We start from the raw sequence: 19,761 nt of genomic DNA on the forward strand, positions 1-19,761 counted from the left end.
TACAGATTATTTAGCAAAACCATATTTTTCCTTTAAAGCTCGTTCAACACAAGCTGGAACCAACTCACGGACATCGCTTCCGTATTTCGCTACCTCTTTAACAATGCTAGAGCTTAAGAACGAATATTGATTTTTTGTCATAATAAAAAATGTTTCAATCGTTTCATCTAGAAAACGGTTCATCGAAGTAATTTGCATTTCGTATTCAAAATCCGAAACTGCTCGTAATCCACGAACAATGGCTTTCGCATTCTTTTCTTTTGCATAGTCAATCAGAAGACCAGATGAACTCTCGATTCTGACATTCGGCAAGTCCTTTGTAACTTCCGCCATTAATGACATCCGTTCATCTACAGAAAATAATGGATGCTTGGATGAATTGTTTAACACTGCCACATAAACCACATCAAAAACATCTGCAGCACGCTTGATAATATCTAAATGACCAAATGTAACAGGATCAAAACTTCCAGGAACAACAGCAACTTTCTCCACTTACTCTCCCTCTTCCCCAGCACAACGATAAACCGAAATAATCGTTCCGCCATATGTTTCTTGTCTCTGTAATAGAAAAGCACCAAAGCTAGAAGGCAATTCTACCTCTTTTGCATGTTCACATAAAATAATACCATTGCGTTGTACTTTATCATGCTCGACAAGCACCTGTACTAAATCATAGTATTCTTTATGATGATAAGGCGGATCTAAAAATACAAGATTAAATGTAATATCACGCTTTAACAGCGCTTTCACAGCACGCTTTGCATCAATGCGAAAAAGCTCTGAACAATCTTCATAACGACACTTCTTGATATTTTCCTGTAATACCTGATAGGCTTTTACGTCTTTTTCAATGAAGACAGCATGTTCTACACCTCGACTAAGCGATTCAATTCCTAAACCGCCACTTCCAGCAAATAAATCGAGTGCTGTTCCTCCATCAAAAAAGGGACCGATTATATTAAAGATGGATTCTTTTACCTTGTCTGTTGTAGGTCTTGTTGTACTCCCCGCAACAGCCTTTAAGGGCATTCCTTTGCGTTCTCCTGCTACTACTCTCATAGATGTAATTCACCCCGTACTTTCTGCTACATATAGAAAGCATTTTTGCAGCGAAAGACATCCTCCGCTGCAAAAAATTATTCTTGTTCTTGTGTTAACACTTGAATACGACCATCACTTTTTTGTAGTTCTACTAAAAATAGACGTTGTAACCAAGCTTCTTCTACATAATAATGATCCACAATTTTTATAATTGGATCAGAGATTGTGGAATATCTACGTTGATTGAACACGTAAAATCCAGATTCCTTTGGGAAACGGAATGTTCGATTATCACTATTTACATAATAGCCGTTTTTCCCTTCACTAGCTGTATAACCTAGGTATGGTAGCAATGTATCAGCACTGTATAATACTTGACCCTCATATAAAATAACATGAACATCTTTTTTAATTGTGCCATCTACATAAATACTACGCTCATCTTCCAATAATAATGGATACGTACCATTTTCTTGGCTTGCATTCAATTGGAAATACGAAGTTTTTGCATTCAATACTGTTGATAATAGCTTGTCCATTGAAACCGGCGATATCGGCTCTTGTCCAAGATTGTGCATCGCATCTTTCCATGCCACCTGTTGATCTGACGTCATGTACTCTTTTAATGTCTTCACAATTGCCTTTGACTTATCTGAGCCAATTGAATCCTTCACTAAATAGGATGCCACAACTTCCGCTAACCATGCCGGTGAATTTTCAAATGTATATTGCGATTGAATTTGCGAAAGAATCACTTCCTGCTCCACCGCTTGAGGTGTTAGCGTCGGTAAAAATAATAAACGTTCATCATGTTGGGCAACAGGATTGTTCTCTTGAATAATCGCTATATGCTCATCATTTAAAAACTTGATATTTTCAAGTGATTTTAAGAAATCGTTTGAAATTGCCTGCTGTGCATAAATTGTTAAAACAGGCGTCTGTTCTTGTGCCTTTAAATTACCAGCCTGCCAATAAATATCACTCACTGCACCGTTTCCACTAAACATCGTATAGTTAACAAGTGATAATTGTTGCTGACCTACTAAAGGTAAACCTGTAATCCATTGACCAACAGTTTTACTATCTGTTGAAATATGAATGACAGAATAAGATACTTCTCCATTCGTTAAAGTAGCAAATACATTTTGAAGAAGCATTTTGTCTTTCAGTCCGCCCTCAATAGGGATTATGTATGAAACAGATTGTGATTTTGTTTCGCCTTTAGCAAAATAGGATGCTTCCTCTGATAAACGTTTACAACTATTTTCATTCTCGATAAAACATGTTGGGTTTGTTGCATCGTCCGGCCATTTAATTTTCACCTTTTGATTTGGTAAATTTTTAAAATGATGACGAATATCAAGACTATTTTCACGATACACAATCTCAATTTCTTGCGAATAGTGGAATGGACCACCGTTTCCTGATTCTAAATCAGAAGAATATGCCTGATATTGGAAAAACAACACACCTGTAACGACTAATACTAAAATTGTAAAGAAACTCATTGCAAATTTCATGTGCTTGACCTCCCGCAGCATGATACTATGTGTATTGGAAAGGATGTGCAATATAAATGCCACAACAATTTATAGAATTAGGAGAAGGCTATGGCGATGTTTATGAACTACTTGAAATTATTAAAACAAATCAAGGTCGCTTTCACCAAGCCTTTATACTAACGTCTACAAAAGAAGATAAAAAGGTTGCTTCTTTAGCTATTGCTTTAAAACCAGTCGGAGAAAGTAAATTCATGCCGATTTATATTTGTCGCGAAGGAATTCCATTTCAAGAGGACAAGCCTTCAAAGCGTCAAATCATGTTCGAAGAAAGTATTGAACAACTGGGTCGAAAAGCGGTTGTTGTAGAAATAAAGCACTCATCTATATTTTCGGAGCCAAAACTATTTTATCAATACTTAATTGGAATAATGAGACTACATCACTATATCCCAGCATTAAATTAATGTTATAGGCCCGTTTTATAGTCATATTCCTTCGCTTTATCCGGCTTTGCATTTTCGAACTCAGTTTTAACGAAGGGACGATAAGATTCCACAACGTCTTTCACAAATGGAAGGCGTTGTAATTTTATTGTCATCATTTCAATGTCCTCTCGATCGCAATACAGTACTACATATTTTTGCTTACGAGAAATGTAATGAACATGACCATATTTTCGAAGTGATTTCGCATGTTTTAATTGATGGACGTAAACGATTAGCCCTTGTCGTTCGTTCATATAGTTTTCCCTCATTTCTTACATAAAAGCATACCATAGACCGGAAAATGATAGCAACAGAGTTTAGCTGACAGAACGCTCATTTTTCCGTTATAATGGAAAAGCATAGCGCGTTTATCGACAGATTTACATTCTCTCATGCTAGATAAAAGTGCTTTAGCTAAAACATTGCAAGTGAATTCGCCAGCACCTTTTATATTAATTTGATTGTTAAGGAGGACGAATATGGGTAAGAAAACGAAGATAGCTATTGCAATAGCAGCAGCCAGCGCAGCTGCTTGGGCAGGTAGTAAAGCTATTTCTAAACCTCAACAGCGTGAAGGGAAACAAGCATTACAATTTGATCGCCCGATTATTTTGGCACATCGCGGCGGAGCACATTTAGAACCCGAGCATACAATGCTTGCTTTTGAAAAATCGGCACAACTAGGTGTAGACGGCTTTGAAATAGACATTCGCTTAACAAAAGACGAAGAAATTATCGTCTTCCATGATGCTACCGTAGACCGTACAACTGAAGGTTATGGTGCAGTATCAGAAATGACATTAGAAGAAATAAACGCATTAAATCATGGTTATCAGTTCGAGAATTTAGCAGGCGAATATCCTTATCGGGATACAAAAGTTGACGTTGTTACACTACGTGAACTGCTAGAAAGCTATCCAAATATGTTAATCAATATTGATATTAAAGATGCACCAGATACGTATGAAGGTAGTTTAATGCCTTCAAAACTATGGCGATTAATAGAAGAATTAGGCGTAGAGAATCGAGTTGTTGTCACTAGCTTTTATGGTGAACAGATTGACCGTTTTAATTTATATGCACAAAATCAAGTCGCACTTGGCGCAGGTGAGTCTGATGTTCGTAAAGCATTCGCTTCATTCTCAAGTCAATTCGGACATTTATATCATCCAAAAGTAGATGTATTCCAAATTCCTCCAAAGTCAGGTGTCGTGTCACTCGATTCACCAAAGTTTATTCAGTTTTTAAACAACTTAAATATTCCAGTTCATTATTGGACAATTAACGATTTAGTGACTATGAATAAATTAATCCATAACGGCGCAAAAGGTATTATTACCGATCGCCCTGATATCGCAGTTGAATTACTAGTACAACATGACTAAAGACAAAAAGAGTCTGGGACAAAAGAGAAAAGGTGTTAGATTGATGGCAGTCAATCTAACACCTTTTTTGCTGCGCCGTTGTTGTCCGCTTCGACGGTGTTTTCCGCTCAGCACAGTAAGCTGCAATCCTCGCTAACGCGCAAAATGCCAGCATCTTACGCTGTGTGCGTTCTGAGCAGGATTCACCGCCTCCGTTACCAACAACTAGATAGCTAAGTTCTCCATATAGCAAAAATTTATGAACACCTTTCCTCTGTTCCTTAAATTTTTTTAGTTACGCTTATGATAACTGATTTAAAATTGCATCCGTTACCTCTCTCATTGTAGCCGTTCCTCCTAAATCTCCCGTTTTTATGCCTTGAGCTAAAGTAGCTTCCATTGCATTTAACACCTTACTGCCGAGTTCTTGATAGCCTAAAAAATCAAGCATCATTTTACCTGTCCATATTTGCCCAAGTGGGTTGGCAATTCCTTTTCCAGCAATATCAGGTGCAGACCCATGAACCGGTTCAAACATCGAAGGATAGTCCCGTTCAATATTTAAGTTAGCCGCCGGGGCTATGCCAATACTTCCCATAATAGCGCCACCTAAATCTGTTAAAATATCACCAAATAAATTGGACGCAACGATTACATCAAAGTTTTCTGGTTTCATGACTAAAAAGGCAGCTAATGCATCAATATGATTAGTCGTATGTCCTATCGTTGTATAATCTTTTGCAACTTCCGCAAAAACATCATCCCAAAAAGGCATGCTGTATGTTAATCCATTCGATTTTGTCGCACTCGTTACATGCTGGCGACGTGTTTTAGCCATTTCAAAGGCATATCGCATAGCCCGTTCCGTTCCTTTTCGCGTAAAAATTGCATTTTGAATGGCGATTTCATCCTGCCCACTATGCATACGACCACCACTCTCAGAATATTCCCCTTCTGAATTTTCACGGACAACAACAAAGTCAAAGTTATTTGGATTACGCAACGGCGATGGTAAGCCCTGTAAAAGCTTTGCTGGACGGACATTAATGGACTGCTTCATTTCACGACGAATTTTAATCAGCAAGCCCCACAAAGATATATGATCTGGTACTAAATCAGGCATACCCACTGCACCTAAAAAAATTTGGTCATAGCCTCGTAATATTTCAATACCATCATCAGGCATCATTTTACCTGTCTCTAAGTAATAGTCACACCCCCAAGGAAATGTTGTCCATTCAAATTTAAAGCTTCCATCTAATTGTGCAATTTTATCTAAAACTTCTATTGCGGCAGGCACTACTTCTTTCCCTATACCATCTCCTGGTATCACAGCTATTCGATATATTTTCATTTCATTGACCCCTTTTTCCAACTTTACTTACACACTTACTATATAATTTTTCTTGCAAAAAAAATAGCGCGATGTCGCTTTGATGTACTTTTTGAACTTATAGAAATAAAACATGTTGCTTTACGTTCCATGCGCCCCAATCAACCAATATCATATACAAATAAAATGATTTGCTCCTCCCTCCTAAAAAGAAGGATTCTTTTATAAATTTTCACAAAAAAAGACACAACACCTCGAGAGGTATTGTGTCTAGACATGAAGCAATGTTAATTCGCACTGCTTAATTATGCTGAACAAGAGCATGAGCCACCTGTGCCACAACCGCTTCCACATGAAGAATTCGATGCAAAGAACGGATTGCTAACTGGTACTTTCACTGCTTCCGATACGGTTTTACCAATAAGCAAGCTTATTTCATCAAGCAAATCTTGAAAATCATTTTCAGCTAACTTTAATGCTGAAATCTTTTCATTTAAATCGAGTGCTCGCTTTTGCTGACGAATCGATTTCATAATTGTATGATAATCCGGATGATATTTTCCGAAACGTTGTACATCTTCGTATTGCTCCTTCATGCGACCAAATGCATAAATAGCTTCGACTAATTGCGTATCACTATAGACAGCATTATACGCGAGCTTTAGCGTATGCGCAGGTTCAGAGGAAAGAATCATTTCACAAAGCGCATCGGCCTCATCCAAAATGATTGCCCATTCAGAGGTCATCATCATTTTAATTCCCCCAATCTATTTCCCATCATAACAGATTTTATGGTAATTTTACATTATTGATATTTCTAAATAAAGGAGTTTTATAATTGGGTACATCATCTAAAGGGCAAATTGAAGAATTACTCGCTACTATTTTACAACATAGTACAGCGGAGGATGAGGAAGTATTGCTACACTTGCTCAATGGCATTCGCGATAAACAACAAGGCATACATCGACGTTATATAAATGCCGCTTTACATATGGTAGGCAACTTTGAACCCGAAGTGAGTGAAGTACGAATACCTATTACGCCCGTTATTCATAATACTATTAAAGTCCCACATGGAGGCATTATTGCAACAATCGCTGATGCAGCAATGGGAGGATTAGCTTCACGTTCTGTTGCAGAAGGCTTTAATGTTGTGACTACTAATCTTAACATTTCGTATATAGCAACCACGACCAATAAAGAGTTAATCGCACGAGGACGTTTTGTTCATAAAGGGCGACAAACGCTTGTTATGGAATGTGATATCGAGGATGAGACAGGGCGTAAACTGGCGATTGCTACCGCTACTTTCTTCGTTATTCAGCGCCGTCCGTCTTAACTTCTGAAAAATAATCTTTAATACATTGTTGGTCGGAAAAAGGGAATTTTTGATTTTTTATTTGCTGCGTTTGTTCATGCCCTTTTCCGGCAACAAGAACAATATCCCCTTTTTGTGCTTTTGCCAATGCCTGATGTATCGCTACTTTACGATCCAAAAAAATTTCATAGTATTGCTGTTCAGAGAAACCTGCAATAATACTTTCATTAATGACTATCGGGTCCTCATCACGCGGATTATCAGTCGTTAAAAAAATTACATCTGCATACTTACTTGCCACAGCCCCCATGGCAAATCGTTTTGCCTTATCTCTATTACCGCCACAACTAAATACAAGATAAATGGTCTTCTTACTATCGAAAGTTTGTAGTACAGCCTGCAATGCTTCTGCTGTATGTGCGTAGTCTACATATACATCAATACCAAGCGGGTTATCAATTCGCTCAAGTCTGCCCTCCGGAAGCTTTAGCGCCCACATATGCTCAGCAAGTTCATCAATGGAGAAACCTAGACGCCACACCGCCATTAGTGCAGCTACTGCATTTTGCACATGATATTTACCAACAAAGGGGATAGCGATGATGTGCTCACTTGCTGTCGTTTGCAGACAGATAACTGTTTTTCCAACGGATTCACTCACAATTTGGATATGTAAATCATTGTGATTGTCAAAACCGAATGAGCATGATTTTTTCTTATCGTAAATACCAACGGAACGACAGAAATTATCATCGCCATTTAACACTAATTTTTTCGATAAATCTGCTAGCCTCTTTTTGGCACGCTTATATGCTTCAAGTCCCCCATGGTCTTCTAAATGATCCTCTGATAAATTTAAAAATACACCACAGTCAATATCACAATGATCTAATCGATGCTGTTGCAAACCCATTGAGGATGCTTCTAACACAACGTGTGTCACACCTTGTCGTACACATTGTTTTAATATGGGATGTAGCTCTTTTGCTTGCAGTGTTGTTAATTGCTCATATTCAGTTTGTTGTTTTTGTCCATTAATAAAGAAGCCCACTGTTCCAATAACTGCTACATTTTTATGTACAGCTTCTAGTAATTGGCTCACAAAATGGCTCACTGTCGTTTTTCCATTTGTTCCTGTAATGGCGATAACTGATAATGCCTCTGCCGGAAAAGCGGCCAGTTTTGCACTTGCATAAGATAAAAACAATGCCGTATTGGGCACCCACACAAACGGGATATTTTGATCGTTAAATGGTATGGCAATACTTTCCTCGGATACAACGGCCGCCGCACCCCTTGCCAGTGCTTCTTTGACAAAACGACTGCCCGATGTCCTTTTCCCTTTCCGTACAATAAAGATATCTCCAGGCTTCACCGCCTGTGCATAATCCTCAACACCAGTAATTATTGTACGAATGGATCCACCGGTTACACTACATGGCCAATCTTTCAATAGCTCAGCTAATTGCAAGGTCTCTCCTCCTTTCAGTTCTCTATCATATGACGGCCTTTATAACGGTGTGACGAAAAATGCAGGTGGCTCCAAGTGCCAAAAACGGTGCAATCTTGCAAGCTATAACCTAGACGAAAAAGAAAAATCATTCAATTTGAAAGTGTTAAGCACAAAAAAAGAATGTCTTGATGTAATCAAGACATTCTCTAAAATTGTGTGAGTGACTGGCACCTTATTCATCGGAATTCTCAACAGATTCTTCGCTTGCATCTTTCTCACTGTCATCCTTTTGCTTTGTAGGTTCCATAAAAATTTGGGTATAGTAATTTAAAAAGACACCTGACCCTACTACCGTATATTTATCATTTAAAATGACTTTGCGATGTTCAGGTGAATTTTGCCAACCATGCATTGCTTCAATAGCATCGAAGTACGCAGTCGCTAGATTTTCATTCGCATTATTAAAAACAATACCCTGTGCATCTAAACGTTTCTTTAAATCGCCGTTCGTTGGTGATTCATGACCAGAAAAATTTTGTACCTTCATGTCTTCACTGTGTAGTTTTGCCACTTCTTCTAATTTTTCATCACGTTCCAATGGCGCTAAATGGTGATGAGCTCGCGTGACGTTAATTAAATCATCAAGCTGTCTAGCACTTGCTTCATTAATTTCCTGTTGTAAAAAGGAGGATGGTGGTGTTGGACTCACAAGCTCACCTTGATAAATCATTTCATAAGGCTGATGTAGTACTAACGTCTCACTATCTGTAAAGCGAACGCCTTGTAGCTCACCTGTTTCGCTATCAACATAAAGCTGTGCAAAAAGCCCGTCAAATTTAACGAGTAGTCTTGTCTGCATATCTTCTTCACTCATAGAAAAAATGAAAATATTTTCTCCTACATTCGCTGCTACTTCATAGTCAATAATTGTCATTCGGTAAATATCGTCGCGCTTCTGACCAATTTTAAAAGGTGAAGCATCCAACTTATCTCCGGCTATGTATACTTGTGTCACGATATTATTTTGCACACCTAGCATAAAAAATGTTGACACACTTGTGTTATAAACCCACCATTCGTAACCAAATGACGAAGGTTCTTTTCTTGCTGGTTCACCGTATTGTTCTACAATCATCTGAGTTCCTTGTCCAATGAATGTCGACATACCACTTTGCGGACGGGACATCGCACCTACATCTGGCTGCTCCAGCTCTGTTTTTGGAATAATATTCGAATTGGCATTTGGTCCTTCGAGTGGCTCATTTTCTTTTGCAGTATTAAAGAACATAAAGCCGATAAACGCAATTGTTGCACAGGCAATTAAAATGCGAAATAAAGCTTTCATACACGACTCCTTTTCTTCACCATTATTGTAAGTTATTATATCAATTGTAAACGTGTTGACACAATGTTGTCATTGCAACAATGTCGAATATGCTCTATTATAAAAATGAGCGTATACTTTGTATAAAAAGCTAAAGGAGGATTATTAGATGTATTTTGAGAACACTAACCTTGAAAATTTAACAGCTGACCAAGAACTGATTGAAAACATTATGAAAAAAAATGGTTTAGAATGTGACGGTGCTTGGGATTACGAACGAATGACTTTTGACCGTCGTTTTGATACTCGTGAAGGTCGTTACTACCTACGCGTATTCGCCTATGCGCAATCTGGTGATGTTGGAGCACACGATGCAGTTCTAACATTAATGAAACCAGTTCTTGGTAAATACTACTATCCACACGGCGTTGAGTATGGTGCAGATGAAGTTTTCCCAGCTCACCTTGTCAAAAAATGTGACGAAATCTTAAACAAAGTAAGATTAGACTTAGAAGCATTCGCAATTGAATCTCCTTCTAATAAAAAAGCATTGGAGCCTGTTAACGCATAATTAGCGCTAACGACATTCTTGTGAAAGCCAATGCCTTCACCACTTGCATCTTATTAAAAATGCGAGCTTGTCATAACAAATAGATATGTATCAAGAAAAGACTGGTGGTCCAGTCTTTTTTATTTTGAGTAAAAAAATTTTTTCTTCTCATACTAACAATATCTTTCAAATGATGTAGGTGAGATTCTTGATACAATTTCTTAAACAACCTTTTTTTCGTCATCCAATAATCGTTATCGCTTTAGGATTGATTATACTTTGGTTTTTATCCTTATCTTTTCCCATACTTCTTGCCTATGTAACCGCATTATTATTAGAACCTCTCATTATCCGAATGAGCAAACGCTTTCGAAAAAAACGAAAAATCATCGTATCCATTTTTTGGTTATTATTTTTTTGCATAACGCTATTACTATGTATTTTGGTAGGCTTTATAAGCTGGAAACAATTTTCATCGATTATTATTCATATTCCAGATTACCTTAACCAATTATCAGCGCTCTGGATTCAAATTCAATCTAAACTAGCTAACTATACGTATCATTTACCTTTAGATCTCGTAACACAAATTCAATTCATGATAGCACGAGCACTTTCTTCCATTGAAAAATTTGCCCTTTCATTAACAAATATAAATGTTTGGTCATCAATACTGACACATATCCCAAATCAATTGTTTGATATTTTCGTTTATTGGATTGTGTTATATATGTTGCTTTTAGATTTACCTGCAATTAATCGAAAACTTCTGACTCCTATCCCCTTTCATTACCAACAAAAAATACTCTTTATTGGGGAACGAGTGAAAGTGGCATTATTCGGCTTTGTAAAGGCACAATTACTCGTGGGTGTTTGCATTTTTGCAGTAGCCTTAATCGCATTTTACTTGTTAAAAACACCTTTTCCATTCATATTAGCACTTTTACTTGTCGTATTAGATATTATCCCCTTTTTAGACTCGTTTATTTTGCTAGTACCTTGGGCAATTTACAAAGCTTTTACAGGTGACTATGTCTTTGCAATTGCCTTAATTGCGCTGACAGTCATTCTTTTCTTAATACGACGCATGATTGAACCAAAAATTATAGGAGACAAGATCGGGCTTTCATCACTTTCCACTTTTATCGCAATGTTTGTCGGCTTTAAAATATTTGGTTTTCTCGGTATTTTAATCGGTCCTTTACTTGTTGTCGTAGCACTATCTTTATTCAATCAGCCTTCTATAAAAAATCTCCCACCTACAAAAGAGTAAGGAGGGAGATTTTTGCGTTAAAATCCTAAAATTGCTTTAATAACAGACGTTGTTTCACCTGGTTCAAATAGTATATATAACAACATGTATACCATTACACCTGTGACTGCTACAAAAAACCAAATAATACTAGTAATTGGTCCAATGCGTTTGTGAAGCTTAATGTTCATTTTTAACCCTGAAATAATACTAACAATCCCAAACACTGCCCCAGTAGTTGCTAAAGTAATGTGGAAAATTAGGAAAAATGTATAATAAGGTTTTAAATCCTCACCGCCACCAAACGCTGTATTACCAATAAAGATCGTACGTGAAGCATAGATGATAAAGAAGCAAAGTGCAGCAACACCAGCAGCTAACATAACTTTTTTATGCGCTTCTACTTTTCCCTTTATAATTAAGCCCCAACCAATTGCTACAAGTACTGCACTTATCACGATAAATGATGTACTTATAGTAGGCAAAATTTGCAATTCCATTCACAAAACCCCTTATACAATATAAATTTCTTATTAAAGCTGATGTTGTTCTCTTTCCCATTTCTGTTGGTGTGCTTTTAATGCATCGGCAGTAATTTTATCAGGATCTTTTTGCTCAGAACGATACCATTTTGTAAAGATAGCCCCGATTAATACACCAAAAATAATTTCTTGCAATATTTTCATAAGCACTCCACCAAGTTGCTGATCCGCCACAGGCTTCATATCTGTAAATAGCTCTGGTCCAGATAATGATAAGCTAGATAAAGTGGAGGCCGGCACACATAACTCCATTGCCTTTAACCATGCTTCACCACTCGTATACGTTTCATACATCGCATTCGGTGCGAAAATAATTAATGCACACGCAGGTGTAATTAAAACCGCATTGGCAATAATGTAAGCCAATTTATGCAAAGGTTTCATTTCAGAGCTATTTGGCATTTTTTGAATTAAAGGCCAGTACATTAACACAGCAGAAATAAATAATACAAAAGTATATGTACCATGTAACGTCTCGTTTAATTTAATGTAGTCTAAAACTGACGGTAAATGATAGAAAGAAAATAGACCAATAAAAACAAATATCGCAACCACTGGTAATGTTAACACTTTAAATAATGATTTGACAACTGGCGCTTCAATCGCAACTTTCCATACCCACCAAGGAATACCCTTAATAAGGAAAATTGGTACAAGTAATAAAAGAATAGCCATTTGCACCATATGCATCGTAAACATGATATGAGCCATAACATCTATTGGAGAGCCTTTTATAATATAAATCGTAATCATTGCCAATACGAAATAAATCGCTTCACCTTTTTTCAGCGGCTCACTGACTTTAAAATCTTTACGCCATTTCGTTGTCACTAAAAAATAGATTGCTGTTATAAAAACGAGAACCCCTATTAAATACGGGCTCCATAAAGCTTGGAAACCAAATATACTAAGTGGCATACTATTAGCGCTCCTTTACCTTATTTCAGCATACATTGCTAACACCTAAAGTGTAATGCACGCTAAAACATTCTACTTATTTTGGAAACAAACTTCTACAAACAAAGTTAAGCCTCTGGCACATGTCCTAGATTTAAAAAGCAGACACTATAAATAAAGACCTATTTATACCGAGACGTAATCAAAACTTCAGTACTCCCATTATAAAACGCTTACAGCTATACTGCAATGAACGAACGGTGAACAATTTACAAGCGATCAATTTCTGTTTATAAACGAAAAAAGCACGTCTCTGCAAATTGCAGAGAACATGCTCATTTTTGGTGATTACCACCAAATAATTGTTAAAAATGCTAAGAAGAATGTAAATGCGATTAATATTCCCATCCACATAAAGAATGCAATCACACCACCGAAGTGTGTTTTTTTGTCTTCTAAGTGCATGAAAGCATAAAGTTGTAGGACAACTTGAACGCTTGCAAGCAATAGTACAAATGGCGCTATAAAGTATTTAGAAAAACCAGCTGCAACAACAGCGAATGCGATAAATGTTAAGAAAATCATAATCGCAAAGTTGATTACTTGTTTACGCATATGAACGGCATTATGATGACGATCATATTCAAATTGAGCTTGAGACTTAGCAACTACAGGTGTATCATGTGATGACATATTATCCGATCACTCCCATCAAGTATACTGCTGTAAAGATAAATACCCAAACTACGTCAATAAAGTGCCAGTATAAGGCAGCCACGAAGAACTTAGGTGCATTATACAAGTTAAGACCACGTTTAGCGTTACGGATAAGTAAAGTTGTAATCCAAACTAACCCTAAAGATACGTGGAAACCGTGTGTACCTACTAGCGTATAGAACGCAGTTGCGAATGCAGATTGGTCAAATGTGAAACCAAGATGCACATAGTGTTGGAACTCATAAATTTCTAGGGCAAGGAAGCCAAGACCTAAAAGTAAAGTGATTGCTAACCAAGTTTGCATACCTTTGTAATTAAAATTACGCATATGGTAAATTGCATAAACTGAAGTTAGTGAAGATGTTAATAATAACATCGTCATAGCAAATGCTAACGGTAATTCAAATAAACCTTGTGTTGTGAACTCCATGCCAGCTGGCCCTTTGTTCTTAAGTGCTAAATAAGTAGCAAATAAACTTGCGAAAAGTACAACTTCACAGGCAAGGAAAATCCAGAATCCAACGATTTTATTTTTACCTTCCATCGTTGCTTGTTCAGGATGGTCTGGCCAAGTATGAGGAGTAAATTTAGTATTGTAATCCATTATTTATTTCCTCCTTTACCGTAAAGTTGTTCTTCAATTTCAAGAATGTCTTCTTTGTGTAGGTGGAAACCGTGATCGTCTTTAACAGAACGGACAATCATTGCACCAAATGTAATAGCAAGACCGATAATTAACACATAAATTGACCATGATTTATCAGCATCTGCATTATAAAGAGCACCGAATGCTGCGATAAATAAACCTAAAGAAATAACGAATGGAATTGCAGAGTTGTTTGGCATATGAATATCACCAATTGGCTCAGCAAATGTTACTTCTTTATTTCCTTCTTGCTTTTCAATCCACCATGGATCTAGACCACGAACAAGTGGTGTTTGACGGAAGTTGTAGAATGGAATTGGTTGTGGAATTGACCATTCTAAAGTACGACCGTCGCCCCATGGATCGCGACCTGCTGGTTTACCTTTGATAGACATTAAGCAGTTGATTACCATTAAGATAACCCCTACGCCCATCATCAATGCACCGATTGTAGAAATATAGTTGAACTGATCCCAACCTTGACCTTCCATGTAAGTGAATACGCGACGTGGCATACCCATTAAACCTAAGAAGTGTTGCACGAAGAATGTTAAATGGAATCCGATAAAGAATACCCAGAAAGTCAATTTACCAAGCGCTTCGTTTAACATACGGTTGAAGAAAATTGGCCAGTAGAAGTGCGCTGAACCGAATAAAGCCGTAACGATACCACCAACGATTACGTAGTGGAAGTGAGCAACGATAAAGTAAGAATCGTGTAATTGGTAGTCAAGTGGAGCAGATGCTTGCATTACCCCAGTAACACCACCCGCAACGAATGACGGGATGAAACCAAGTGCATATAGCATTGGTGTCGTAACTTTAATAGATCCGCCCCAAATAGTTAAGATCCAGTTGAATACTTTCATACCTGTTGGAACGGCGATTGCCATTGTTGCAACAGCGAAGATTGCGTTCGCAGTTGGCCCAAGACCAGTTGTGAACATGTGGTGAGCCCAAACCATGAAGCCTAGGAAACCAATTAAAATTGTTGCGAATACCATTGAAGAGTATCCGAATAGACGCTTACGAGAGAATGCTGGGATAATTTCCGAGAATAAACCGAAAGCTGGTAATACTAAAATATATACTTCTGGGTGTCCGAAGATCCAGAATAAGTGTTCCCAAATTACTGTGTTACCACCCATTGTATGGTCAAAGAAGTTACCACCGAACATACGGTCAACTAACATCATTAATAAACCAATTGTTAATGGAGGGAATGCGAATAAGATTAATGCACTTGCTACTAATGTAGTCCAAGTGAATAATGGCATACGCATAAATGTCATACCTGGAGCACGCATTGTAATAATCGTAACGATAAAGTTAAGACCTGAAATTAACGTACCTGCCCCTGAAATTTGTAAACCAAGTACATAGAAGTCAATACCATGACCTGGAGAATATAAAGATAATGATGCATAAGATGTCCAGCCCGCATCAGGAGCGCCACCCATAAAGAATGACAGGTGAAGGAATACAGCACCTAGGAAGAACAACCAGAACCCTAACGAGTTAAGGAACGGGAATGCAACGTCACGTGCACCAATTTGTAATGGTACAAGCATGTTCATAAATGCGAATAGTAATGGAGTCGCAGCAAGGAATAACATTGTTGTTCCGTGCATCGTTAATAATTCATTGAAAAAACCAGCTGACACGAAATCGTTATTTGGTTTCATTAACTGAATACGCATTAATAACGCTTCAAAACCAGCGATAGCGAAGAACAATGTACCGGCTAATAAATACATTACAGCTAACTTTTTATGGTCAACAGTTGTAATGTAATCCCAGACAGCTGCTCCAAAGCCCTTTTTCTGTGTATATGAGCTCACAACTTTTACCTCCCTCAAAGTTTGTTACATAAACAAAAATTATTTCTCTACTGATAAGCCCATGATGTAAGTTGCAAGAGCTTGAATTTCTTCATCAGTTAAATCACCATAAACTGGTGCAGTACCTTCAGGATTCATCATTAAGTTACCTGGTTTGAATTCTCCTGGATTTTTAATCCATGCTTTTAAGCTTTCTTCATTATGGTCTAAGAAACCTGCAACTCGGTTACGGTCACCGAATGTAGTTAAGTTAGGACCAACGCCGCCAGTACCGCCTACGCCAGATACAGCGTGACAAGCTAAACAGCTGTTAGCAAATGTTGCTTCACCTAAATCAGTTGAATCTTTAGAAGCAGTTTGTCCTTCAGTTGCTTTCATGTTTGCTACCCAAGCATCGAATGCTTCTGGGCTAACTGTTTTTACTTTAAAGTCCATTAGTGCGTGTGAAGGGCCACATAGCTCAGCACATTTACCATAGAATACGCCATCTTTAAGATCTGCTGATTCTTTATCAAATACTAAGTAGAATTTGTTTAAGTTTTCTACGTTCGTATCCATTTTACCGCCAATTGCGGGAATCCAGAATGAGTGCTTAACATCAGCAGCTTTTAAGTTAAAGTAAACTTTTTGACCTGTTGGTACAACTAATTCTTGAGCTGTTACAATCCCTTGGTTAGGATATTCGAACTCCCACCAGTATAATTTTGCAGTTACGTTTACTGTTAGAGCCGTTTTGTTACCTGCTTCATCTACTTCGTCCATTGCAGCAACATCTGCAAATTTATAAGTAGCTGTAACAACCGGTACAGATAAGATTAATAATAAAATAATAGGAATAACTGTCCAAATTACTTCAAGTGTGTGACTACCTTCTACTTGCTTAGGAATAACATTTTCGCCTACTTTTGAACGGCGGAACTTTAAGAATGCAAGTAAATAGATAACAGATACTACAACTATAACTAACGTCATAATTCCAGTAGCCAACAATAATAGGTTGAATTGTTCTTTACCTACTTGACCAGATGGTTTCAGTGCAGAAATATAATCTTCACCACAACCTGAAAGGAAAACCATCATCACTGCTAGAAGTGAAAAAAGACGCCACTTTTTAAGCCCTTTCATCATAGCTTAATTAAACCCCTCTTTCTTTGTTGTATTTTCATGTGTACCTAGGACATTGGTTCTGTCTATATGAATTCTTGTGAAAGAAAGAATCCCTAAATTTAGCTGAACACCGCAAATATTATAATTGCCACAAATAAGATCGTCATATGATTCAATGAGTAAATAAACATTTTATTTGCCCATTTCATATCATCTTTTGTGGTAAAGCCCTTTAAAGCTAGTATTAACCAGCCTAAGTTCAAAGTAGTCGCAAGCACTAAAAATCCAATTCCAAGCTCAGGTAATAGGAACGGTAACGGGAATAATAAAAGAATCCAGAAAAACATTGAGTACTTCGTTCGTTTAAAACCTTTCACTACTGGTAGCATTGGAATATTAGCTGCACGATATTCTTCAGTACGTTTCATAGCAAGCGCATAAAAATGCGGTGGTTGCCATGCAAACATAATAAGAAAGAGAGCAAGTGCTCCTGGGCCGAGTGCAGGTTCAACAGCTGCAAATCCAATTACAGGTGGAATCGCCCCCGAAATACTTCCGACTATCGTGTTACTAACATGCTTTCTTTTTGACCACATTGAATACAGAACAACATAAGCGAATATTCCTACTAGTCCCCACATGCCGGCTGCAAATGATGCCGTAAATAACAAAATTTCACCTACAATTAAAAATGAGAGGGCAATGGTCAATACAAAATTCGGCTTAAATCTACCTGTAACTGTCGGTCTTGACTTCGTTCGTTTCATAATGGGATCAATATCTCGGTCAATGAAATTATTCATTGCACCAGAACCGCCAATAATTAATGCCGCACCCAGCATGATACAAACGATGACATTAAGCTCTTGCAAGAAATGTCTACCAGTAAACTGAAATGCCAGCCACATCCCTGTAAACGTTGTGACAAGATTCGAGTTAACGATTCCAATTTTTATCAGAGCTAAGAAATCTTTTACAACAGATGTTGATTCTGGATCAGTGTTTCTAGTAGCCGATAACGTACGACCGTTTGACATGTTACCTCTCCTTTCATTTTTGTAAGCATATTCCGCTAACAATAACTATAGCGAAATTTGCGATTGATTTCTAGACGTTTAGTGAAATTTAGATGAAGTTGTAAAAATTAGCTTTGTCTAGAAATATAATTAAAAACAACATATCTATAGTAAAACATTTTCTAAAATGAATTGTGAAGGTTAAAGTACGAAATTATGAACAATTTGTGAAATGGAATCGACATCTATTACTCCCTTCTCTTTACAAGTTGTATTTTAATTGTATTTTAGATATCATCTAGTAGCAGAAACATTACTTTCATGTAATATTGATAGATAAAGTAGGTGACTCATTTTATGCAACATAACAGGTATATGAAGTGGTTTGCTGTTGCCGCTACACTGGGAATGCTCCTTATTTTACTTGGCGGGGCACTTGTTACAAAAACCGATAGTGGCTTGGGCTGTGGTCGAAACTGGCCAGATTGTAATGGTTCTCTTATCCCAAAAGAAATTACAACAGAAGTATTAATTGAATTCTCTCATCGTCTTGTTACAGGAGTCGTATCCATCTCAATTCTCGTTCTAACAATTTGGACATGGCGGAAACTTGGTCATATTCGTGAAGTAAAATTTTTAGGTTTTTTATCGATGTTCTTCTTAATTGCACAGGCACTTATTGGAGCAGCTCAAGTATTATGGGGACAAGGAGACTTCATTCTAGCTCTGCATTTTGGAATCTCGCTTATTTCTTTTGCAGCCGTTCTTCTTCTTTCTATGATTGTATTTGAAGTTGATCGAAAGTTTGATGCAGATAACGTATTTATTGGGAAAAAGCTACGTTGGCATACAATCGCTGTCACAATTTATTCTTATTTAGTCGTTTATACAGGGGCACTTGTTCGACATACAGATTCTAGTTTAGTATGTCCTGACTGGCCATTTTGCTACAATGAAACACCTTTTGCTCAACCAAACAATATGTACGAATGGGTTCAAATGGGACATCGACTGGCAGCTATCATTATTTTCATTTGGATTACATACATAACTTGGCACGCTATAAAAGAATACAAACAACAACGTGTTATTTATTATGGCTGGATTACTGCTTTCATCATCGTTATTCTACAAGTTTTAGCAGGTATGTTAGTAGTCCTTACTCGATTGAATTTAACAGTAGCTTTATTACACTCATTATTCATTTCACTTTTATTCGGCCTTCTTTGTTACATGATTATGCTCGTAGCACGTAGCAATTATAATGAAAAAAATAAATAACATTCGAAAAGGATTCGACACGTTGCTGTCGAATCTTTTTTATTTTCCATCACATCCTTCCTCCTGACCTCAAAATAATGCGTGCC

General features: G+C 37.3%; 21 protein-coding genes. 6 read left to right on the top strand and 15 right to left on the bottom strand.

What is annotated here, in order from left to right; genetic code table 11:
• Nucleotides 1–6: 6 nt before the first annotated feature.
• The 3 genes from coaD to LS41612_RS18485 form a co-directional block, all read right to left on the bottom strand.
• Nucleotides 7–495 carry a pantetheine-phosphate adenylyltransferase gene (gene coaD, locus LS41612_RS18475; protein WP_024362158.1) on the bottom strand — a complete coding sequence of 163 codons (489 nt, stop codon included), beginning with the start codon at nucleotides 493–495 and terminating at the stop codon, nucleotides 7–9.
• Nucleotides 496–1,062 (bottom strand): 16S rRNA (guanine(966)-N(2))-methyltransferase RsmD, encoded by a 567-nt coding sequence (rsmD, locus tag LS41612_RS18480; protein ID WP_024362159.1) that lies wholly within the window; start codon nucleotides 1,060–1,062, stop codon nucleotides 496–498.
• Nucleotides 1,063–1,139: 77 nt separating this feature from the next.
• Nucleotides 1,140–2,564 carry a hypothetical protein gene (locus LS41612_RS18485; RefSeq protein ID WP_024362160.1) on the bottom strand — a complete coding sequence of 475 codons (1,425 nt, stop codon included), beginning with the start codon at nucleotides 2,562–2,564 and terminating at the stop codon, nucleotides 1,140–1,142.
• A gap of 56 nt (nucleotides 2,565–2,620) precedes the next feature.
• On the opposite strand from LS41612_RS18485, the gene LS41612_RS18490 reads away from it, so the two are divergent.
• A complete protein-coding gene (locus tag LS41612_RS18490; protein WP_024362161.1) occupies nucleotides 2,621–3,010 on the top strand; it encodes a DUF7147 family protein in 390 nt (129 codons plus the stop codon).
• Nucleotides 3,011–3,012: 2 nt separating this feature from the next.
• Here LS41612_RS18490 and LS41612_RS18495 read toward each other — a convergent pair whose 3' ends face one another.
• Nucleotides 3,013–3,285, bottom strand: a complete 273-nt coding sequence (locus LS41612_RS18495; protein WP_024362162.1) for a YlbG family protein — start codon at nucleotides 3,283–3,285, stop codon at nucleotides 3,013–3,015.
• A gap of 225 nt (nucleotides 3,286–3,510) precedes the next feature.
• Here LS41612_RS18495 and LS41612_RS18500 point away from each other — a divergent pair, with 225 nt between their 5' ends.
• Nucleotides 3,511–4,416 (top strand): glycerophosphodiester phosphodiesterase family protein, encoded by a 906-nt coding sequence (locus LS41612_RS18500; protein ID WP_024362163.1) that lies wholly within the window; start codon nucleotides 3,511–3,513, stop codon nucleotides 4,414–4,416.
• A gap of 280 nt (nucleotides 4,417–4,696) precedes the next feature.
• Here LS41612_RS18500 and LS41612_RS18505 read toward each other — a convergent pair whose 3' ends face one another.
• On the bottom strand, nucleotides 4,697–5,749 hold the full coding sequence (locus tag LS41612_RS18505) for a tartrate dehydrogenase (protein WP_024362164.1): 1,053 nt from the start codon (nucleotides 5,747–5,749) through the stop codon (nucleotides 4,697–4,699).
• 284 nt (nucleotides 5,750–6,033) lie between these two features.
• Nucleotides 6,034–6,480, bottom strand: coding sequence for a YlbF/YmcA family competence regulator (locus tag LS41612_RS18510; protein ID WP_024362165.1), 447 nt, complete (start codon nucleotides 6,478–6,480; stop codon nucleotides 6,034–6,036).
• An 86-nt stretch (nucleotides 6,481–6,566) separates the two neighbouring features.
• On the opposite strand from LS41612_RS18510, the gene LS41612_RS18515 reads away from it, so the two are divergent.
• Nucleotides 6,567–7,070 carry a PaaI family thioesterase gene (locus LS41612_RS18515; protein ID WP_024362166.1) on the top strand — a complete coding sequence of 168 codons (504 nt, stop codon included), beginning with the start codon at nucleotides 6,567–6,569 and terminating at the stop codon, nucleotides 7,068–7,070.
• Here LS41612_RS18515 and LS41612_RS18520 read toward each other — a convergent pair.
• Both LS41612_RS18520 and LS41612_RS18525 read right to left on the bottom strand, forming a co-directional pair.
• Nucleotides 7,048–8,520, bottom strand: coding sequence for a UDP-N-acetylmuramoyl-L-alanyl-D-glutamate--2,6-diaminopimelate ligase (locus LS41612_RS18520; protein WP_024362167.1), 1,473 nt, complete (start codon nucleotides 8,518–8,520; stop codon nucleotides 7,048–7,050). The two genes, LS41612_RS18515 and LS41612_RS18520, sit on opposite strands and share 23 nt — an antisense overlap.
• Nucleotides 8,521–8,734: 214 nt before the next feature.
• Nucleotides 8,735–9,847, bottom strand: a complete 1,113-nt coding sequence (locus LS41612_RS18525; RefSeq protein WP_024362168.1) for a CAP domain-containing protein — start codon at nucleotides 9,845–9,847, stop codon at nucleotides 8,735–8,737.
• Nucleotides 9,848–9,995: 148 nt separating this feature from the next.
• On the opposite strand from LS41612_RS18525, the gene LS41612_RS18530 reads away from it, so the two are divergent.
• Both LS41612_RS18530 and ytvI read left to right on the top strand, forming a co-directional pair.
• Complete coding sequence (locus tag LS41612_RS18530; RefSeq protein ID WP_024362169.1) at nucleotides 9,996–10,397, top strand: YugN family protein; 402 nt, start codon at nucleotides 9,996–9,998, stop codon at nucleotides 10,395–10,397.
• Nucleotides 10,398–10,584: 187 nt separating this feature from the next.
• Nucleotides 10,585–11,649, top strand: coding sequence for a sporulation integral membrane protein YtvI (gene ytvI / locus LS41612_RS18535; protein ID WP_080653308.1), 1,065 nt, complete (start codon nucleotides 10,585–10,587; stop codon nucleotides 11,647–11,649).
• Nucleotides 11,650–11,666: 17 nt separating this feature from the next.
• Here ytvI and LS41612_RS18540 read toward each other — a convergent pair whose 3' ends face one another.
• The 7 genes from LS41612_RS18540 to cyoE form a co-directional block, all read right to left on the bottom strand.
• Nucleotides 11,667–12,128, bottom strand: a complete 462-nt coding sequence (locus tag LS41612_RS18540; RefSeq protein WP_024362171.1) for a DUF420 domain-containing protein — start codon at nucleotides 12,126–12,128, stop codon at nucleotides 11,667–11,669.
• A gap of 33 nt (nucleotides 12,129–12,161) precedes the next feature.
• The gene (gene ctaG / locus LS41612_RS18545; protein ID WP_024362172.1) at nucleotides 12,162–13,088 is read right to left on the bottom strand and encodes a cytochrome c oxidase assembly factor CtaG; all 927 of its coding nucleotides are present in this window, start codon (nucleotides 13,086–13,088) and stop codon (nucleotides 12,162–12,164) included.
• A 327-nt stretch (nucleotides 13,089–13,415) separates the two neighbouring features.
• Nucleotides 13,416–13,760 (bottom strand): cytochrome C oxidase subunit IV family protein, encoded by a 345-nt coding sequence (locus tag LS41612_RS18550; protein ID WP_024362173.1) that lies wholly within the window; start codon nucleotides 13,758–13,760, stop codon nucleotides 13,416–13,418.
• Between the two features lies 1 nt (nucleotide 13,761).
• Complete coding sequence (locus LS41612_RS18555) at nucleotides 13,762–14,388, bottom strand: cytochrome c oxidase subunit 3 (protein WP_024362174.1); 627 nt, start codon at nucleotides 14,386–14,388, stop codon at nucleotides 13,762–13,764.
• A complete protein-coding gene (ctaD, locus tag LS41612_RS18560) occupies nucleotides 14,388–16,271 on the bottom strand; it encodes a cytochrome c oxidase subunit I (RefSeq protein ID WP_024362175.1) in 1,884 nt (627 codons plus the stop codon). The genes LS41612_RS18555 and ctaD overlap by 1 nt, the downstream gene beginning before the upstream one ends.
• Before the next feature lie 39 nt (nucleotides 16,272–16,310).
• Entirely contained in the window at nucleotides 16,311–17,399 is a 1,089-nt protein-coding gene (coxB, locus tag LS41612_RS18565; protein WP_024362176.1) for a cytochrome c oxidase subunit II, read from the bottom strand.
• A gap of 98 nt (nucleotides 17,400–17,497) precedes the next feature.
• A complete protein-coding gene (cyoE, locus tag LS41612_RS18570) occupies nucleotides 17,498–18,415 on the bottom strand; it encodes a heme o synthase (protein WP_024362177.1) in 918 nt (305 codons plus the stop codon).
• A gap of 336 nt (nucleotides 18,416–18,751) precedes the next feature.
• Between cyoE and LS41612_RS18575 the strand changes: the two genes are divergently transcribed.
• Nucleotides 18,752–19,675: a COX15/CtaA family protein gene (locus LS41612_RS18575; protein WP_024362178.1), complete on the top strand. Its 924-nt coding sequence runs from the start codon at nucleotides 18,752–18,754 to the stop codon at nucleotides 19,673–19,675.
• Nucleotides 19,676–19,761 lie beyond the last annotated feature (86 nt).

The sequence above is a fragment of the Lysinibacillus sphaericus genome (assembly GCF_002982115.1).
Classification (GTDB): Bacteria; Bacillota; Bacilli; order Bacillales_A; family Planococcaceae; genus Lysinibacillus; species Lysinibacillus sphaericus.